The sequence below is a fragment of the Methanobacterium formicicum genome, assembly GCF_029848115.1.
GTDB classification, from domain to species: Archaea; Methanobacteriota; Methanobacteria; order Methanobacteriales; family Methanobacteriaceae; genus Methanobacterium; species Methanobacterium formicicum.
The window spans coordinates 1-5000 of the sequence record NZ_JARVXG010000020.1; the positions used below are offsets into that span (position 1 = coordinate 1).

At 39.3% G+C, this 5000-nt stretch carries 4 protein-coding genes (1 of these 4 running past the window's edge); 3 read left to right on the forward strand and 1 reads right to left on the reverse strand.

The window, feature by feature from the left end:
* Positions 1 to 1022: 1022 nt before the first annotated feature.
* Complete coding sequence (locus tag QC759_RS00895; protein WP_048071827.1) at positions 1023 to 2255, forward strand: molybdopterin-binding protein; 1233 nt, start codon at positions 1023 to 1025, stop codon at positions 2253 to 2255.
* Between the two features lie 51 nt (positions 2256 to 2306).
* Here QC759_RS00895 and QC759_RS00900 read toward each other — a convergent pair whose 3' ends face one another.
* Complete coding sequence (locus tag QC759_RS00900) at positions 2307 to 3035, reverse strand: UPF0280 family protein (protein WP_048071826.1); 729 nt, start codon at positions 3033 to 3035, stop codon at positions 2307 to 2309.
* Positions 3036 to 3223: 188 nt separating this feature from the next.
* On the opposite strand from QC759_RS00900, the gene QC759_RS00905 reads away from it, so the two are divergent.
* Together QC759_RS00905 and QC759_RS00910 are read left to right on the forward strand one after the other, a co-directional pair.
* On the forward strand, positions 3224 to 3784 hold the full coding sequence (locus QC759_RS00905; protein ID WP_276700390.1) for a PH domain-containing protein: 561 nt from the start codon (positions 3224 to 3226) through the stop codon (positions 3782 to 3784).
* 127 nt (positions 3785 to 3911) lie between these two features.
* Positions 3912 to 5000 carry the 5' portion of a geranylgeranyl reductase family protein gene (locus QC759_RS00910; RefSeq protein WP_048071824.1) on the forward strand. Its footprint extends 90 nt past the window's final position, so 1089 of the gene's 1179 nt are visible here — the first part of the coding sequence; it begins with the start codon at positions 3912 to 3914; the stop codon falls past the right edge of the window.

The window sequence follows — 5000 nt, forward strand, 5'->3', positions numbered from 1 at the left end:
AATAAAAGTTAATTATGGGACAGCCTCGATCTCAAAATAAAATCTGGGGATGATTCACATCAACCACCTTATTATATAATTAATTTAATAACGGAATCAATAATTAAAAATCAAGCCAATACAGAATCGACTTATACTCGGTAAATCATTGGCACCAAAAATTAAACTTTTGATGTTGTCAAAGTATTATATGATATATGAGATCTAACTGGGTTTTATTTTTATGGATAATGAAACCTATATAAAGTTATATAATCAAATATCAAAAAATATTCTGAAACTGGATTAAGTTAAGATCAAGTTAACTTATACCGAGAGCTTTTCTGGTAAAAGTTCTTAATACTATCCAAATCCAATAGTAATTGGAAATACGAATAAATAAGAGTTGAAAATATGGCAAAAGTGAAAGGAACCAATAAAAGAACCAAAGCAAAACATAAAAAACCAGGTAACAAAAGAGGAAGAGGAGTTAAACATTAAGTTATAATCATCCGTTGTGTCCCCTTTAATGGATTAAACTGGAATTTAATGGGGTCCTATAACGGTTTTTTAATTCCTAATTTATTCCTACTTTCTATGTGAGTTCCGGCAAGAGATTACATCTCTTTCATAACTTGCATAATCATTATCTAGAAACTTTAATCATTTAATAAAGTTCAATCTTTAACAGTTTAGTTAAATTCTGTTCTTTCAATAATTAAATCAATTCAAATCTTTTTTTTAAATCCCCAAAAACCTCACTCTCCGGAAGTTTTCCATTTATTTGGCGCAGTATAGGGGAGTATTTAACATTTTACTCCATACTGTAGTGTTTAATACATATTTTTCCAGTTAATCTGTTTTAAGGGGGATTTTTGGCTATTAGTGTCACCTGGATTCTTTTTATTTTTTAAAAACCACTGAAAATGTTTTTATTATAGGTGCAAATTTATGGTTTGGTGGGAAGGGATGGATTTATTTATAGATAAAGGTAATATAAGTGACAGAATCACAATGAAATACCCCTTTTTGAGGTTATGTCCATGGGCAAAGAATTTTTAAATCTAATGGATCCCGATGAAGTGAAAAAAATCATAGACTCCCTGAATATGGAGCGAAAGATCGAAAGGATCAATCTGAGTGATGCCTATCAGCGGGTTTTGGCTGAAGATGTTCACGCCCTTATTGATCTCCCGCCATTTAACCGGGCCTCCATGGATGGATATGCAGTACAGGCACAGGATACCTTCGGAGCCTCAGAAGACAATCCTATAATCTTGAATTTGATCGAAAAAATCAGAGCAGGAGATTCACCTTCCAAAGAGGTTCAAAAAGGTACTTGTAGTGAAGTGGGTACTGGTGCCCCTCTGCCGGCCGGTGCGGATGCCGTGGTCATGGTGGAGGTCACGGATATCCAGAATGATAAAGTGGAGATAATGGAAGCAGTGGCTCCTGGAACCAACCGGGCTCTGCAGGGCTCGGATATTGAAAAGGGCCAGTTACTAATGGAAAAAGGAACTCTTTTAACTGCAGCAAAAATAGGAGCCTTAAGTGCGGTTGGATTAAAAGAGATTCCCGTTTTCGCTAAACCTATAGTGGCAGTCATATCCACCGGTAATGAACTAATAAAACCAGAGGAAGAGTTAAAGCACGGTAAATTATATGATATTAACTCCGAATCAATATCCAATGCTGTCAAGTCCTGTGGTTGCACACCTCTGGCTTCTACAATTGTTAAAGACGATTATGATTCCATAAAGAATAGAATAGATTCATATAAAGATGCCGATGTTATAATCACCTCGGGGGGGACATCAGCTGGCGCCGGGGATATCCTGCGACAGGTGGTGGAAGATATGGGAAAAATCCTGGTCCACGGAATTTCGGTAAAACCAGGTAAACCCACCTTAATTGGTACTTTACCCGATGAGGGGGGAAATGTTGTTCTTTTCGGCCTCCCGGGTTATCCAGTATCGGCCTTGATGATTTTCCACGGATTTGTAGCTCCATTTTTAAGGGGTATTGCTGGTGTTAATGAGTTCATGGAGAAAAAAGAAAGCCGTAGTCTTAAATTGGGTCGGAGATATCACTCTGCCCGGGGAAGGAGCCACTTTGTTCTGGTGAAAATAGAGGGTAACATTGCACACCCCATACTGAAGGATTCTGGTGCAATAACTGCTCTGGCTGAGGCAGATGGTTATTTCGAAGTCCCCAAAAATGTTGAAATCATGGAAAAGGGTGAACAAGTTAAAGTTCAATCTTTATCTGGCTTATAATTATGGCTCACGTTGGAAAGGGGTTTTTAAGGATTTATGTGTCTTAATTTTCTAGTAGAGATCGTAGAGATCTCCCAGAACTATTTTCTTATCAGTCTCCACCAGATCCGGTATCTTTCCAACGGTTCCTGCTGATTCTCCCACCACTATCAGGACACCCTTAAAGTGTTCCTTCATATCTTCAGCCTTTGCCAGACAGTTTTCAACCATTTCCACTTCATTATCTCCGGTGGCCTGGTTGGCAATGGAGGTGGCCAGTGCATCGGCAACACTGGATGAAGATGAGAATACCGTAACTGAATCAGCCTGCCCAAAACTAATGGAATGGCCCACAGTGCCGGATGATGTACATATTCCCAGGGGAGTCTTGTCCTGTTTGATTTTAAAACCTATTTTTCCAGATAAGGATGATTCCCCCGCATATAAACCCATAATGACATCTTTATTGGTTTTAAGGGCGATGTCACCGCCATTGTCCACAATAACATACTTTGCCCCCTGTTTGAGTAAAAAGTTAAGGGTGAGCTGGGAGATGGTTCCGGCCACCGCGGCCATGGGTCCCACACCAGCTATCTGGGCAGAACTGGCCATCATCTTCACAATCTCTGGCGCTGAAACCAGTTTTAACGGTTCCAGGCTGGTTTGAAACTCTCTATTCATCCGGATAAAGCGTTTTAGTTCTTCCCTCTGGCGGGTGATAAAACCAACAACGTAACTGGGCTCAATGTCTGATGTGAGCAATATATTGGTTTCCTGTATAACGATCCTCTTTTTAATCATCACCTAAAAATTAGTTAAAGGATGCAGATAAAACTATTTGAATATTAAATTTTATACTAAAGTTGTAAAATACTTTATAGAAGATGATAATAGGTTATTTATACCATGGAATACTTGTTTATGTGTGAATGGTGGTAGATGAGATAATGTTTAACCGAAATAATAATAACAATCCGGGGGAGAGGCTGGTGTTTGAGACGCGTCCCCGATTTTTAGCCAGCATGAAGTGGACCATTCTCAAATTAATACTTTTAATAGTGGTTTTTTACCTTTTCCGGTATGTAATATTGGTAGCGATCGCTTTAGAGAATTACTCGGTGCAATTTGTTCAGCTCCCCCTGATCCAGGCCACCTACTATCTCCTACTGTTGATCATCCTCCTCCTGATACTATCCATAGTATGGGATATGATTTCCTGGAGACAGAAAAAATATCAGATTACCACGCAGAGGGTGGTGGTGAAAAGGGGAATAATTAGAAAGAAAAGATCCTACATTCATTACAGCAAGATTCAAGATATAGATGTAGATCAGGGCATATTGGATCGTTTATTCTCTGCGGGGGACATAGAAATCTATGGAGGTCATGAACACACCAATATCATTCTGGAAGATGTTCCCAATCCCCGGGAGGTGGAGGATATAATTGATAGACTTACCATGGGTGAGGAAGTGGATTTAAAACCAAAGAACCATAGAATACCCAAAAGATCCATTATTGAAGAATATGACCAAAAGTTTAAAAGATAGCTTGCTGAATATTTGGATTAGTATATGCTCATATTAAGTGCATATGCCAATTACTACCAATTTTTTGATATTTAATTTTAACAATATCCAAATTTACAAAAATAAGTAATCATTACCTGAGATTGATATGAAGAACTACGATGTGGCAGTGGTTGGTGCCGGACCAGTAGGCTCAACCTTTGCCAGGCACATGGCAGAAAAAGGCTATAAAGTAGCTGTCCTTGAGAAAAAAAGGGAAATTGGTGTTCCACTCCAGTGCGCGGGACTTTTAGGTAAAAGAATTAAAAAAGTGAATATTCTACCCGATAAATTTATAATTAACCCGGTTCACGGAGCATTTCTCCACTCCCCTGAAGATACCATACTATCAGTTCAAAAGGATAAACCCGAAGCATACGTTCTGGACAGGGTAGGGTATGACAAGTTTTTAGCCCAACTCGCTGAAGATGCAGGGGCCGACATATTCCTCAATCAAAAGGTGGAAAAGGTAGATACCCTCCGTGGTGTTATAGACATCAAAAATAAGGAAAATGACAAGATATCGGCGACAGTGGTGGTGGGGGCAGATGGGCACGCTTCTACCATATCTGAAAAATTTAACCCACCGGTGGAATCATTCCAGGCTGCCCAGTATCTGGTTGACGTGGGTGAAAAACGTTTTCAAAAGGACTACGTTCACCTTTACGTTGATTCAAGGGTAGCTCCTGGTTTTTTATGGGTCATTCCCTTATCTGAAAGCACGGCACGAATAGGACTCTTTGCAGATTGTAATTATCAACAGTTAAACATGCTACTCAAAGAATTGATAGACAAACGCCCCGAACTCAGGGGATCAACTATTTTAAAGAAATATTATGGAGTTATTCCCAAGTATAACTCGCAAAAACAACTGGTAAAGGATAGAGTACTTCTTCTGGGAGATGCAGCGTCCCAGGTCAAACCCACCACTGGTGGTGGTCTGATAATGGGTTTTACCTGTGCAGAAATAGCATCAAGGGCAGCTTCACAGGCTCTGGAAAATGAAAACATAGAACTCCTGGCTAATTATCCTCAGGAATACCATGAAGAATTTAGAAAAGAGTTAAAAGCACAGTTAATGGTTCACAAAATTTTCAAATCATTGACTGATGCTGATCTGGAGTACATGTTCCGAAAACTAAAGGAAGAAGGTGCCGAAGAGATAATTTCCCATTATGGAGATATGGACAGCCAATCA

What these genes read in the sequence shown, in the direction of transcription:
- QC759_RS00895 (WP_048071827.1), top strand. Translation starts at nt 1,023, where the DNA reads ATGGGCAAAGAATTTTTAAATCTAATGGATCCCGATGAAGTGAAAAAA.
- QC759_RS00900 (WP_048071826.1), bottom strand. Translation starts at nt 3,035, where the DNA reads ATGATTAAAAAGAGGATCGTTATACAGGAAACCAATATATTGCTCACA.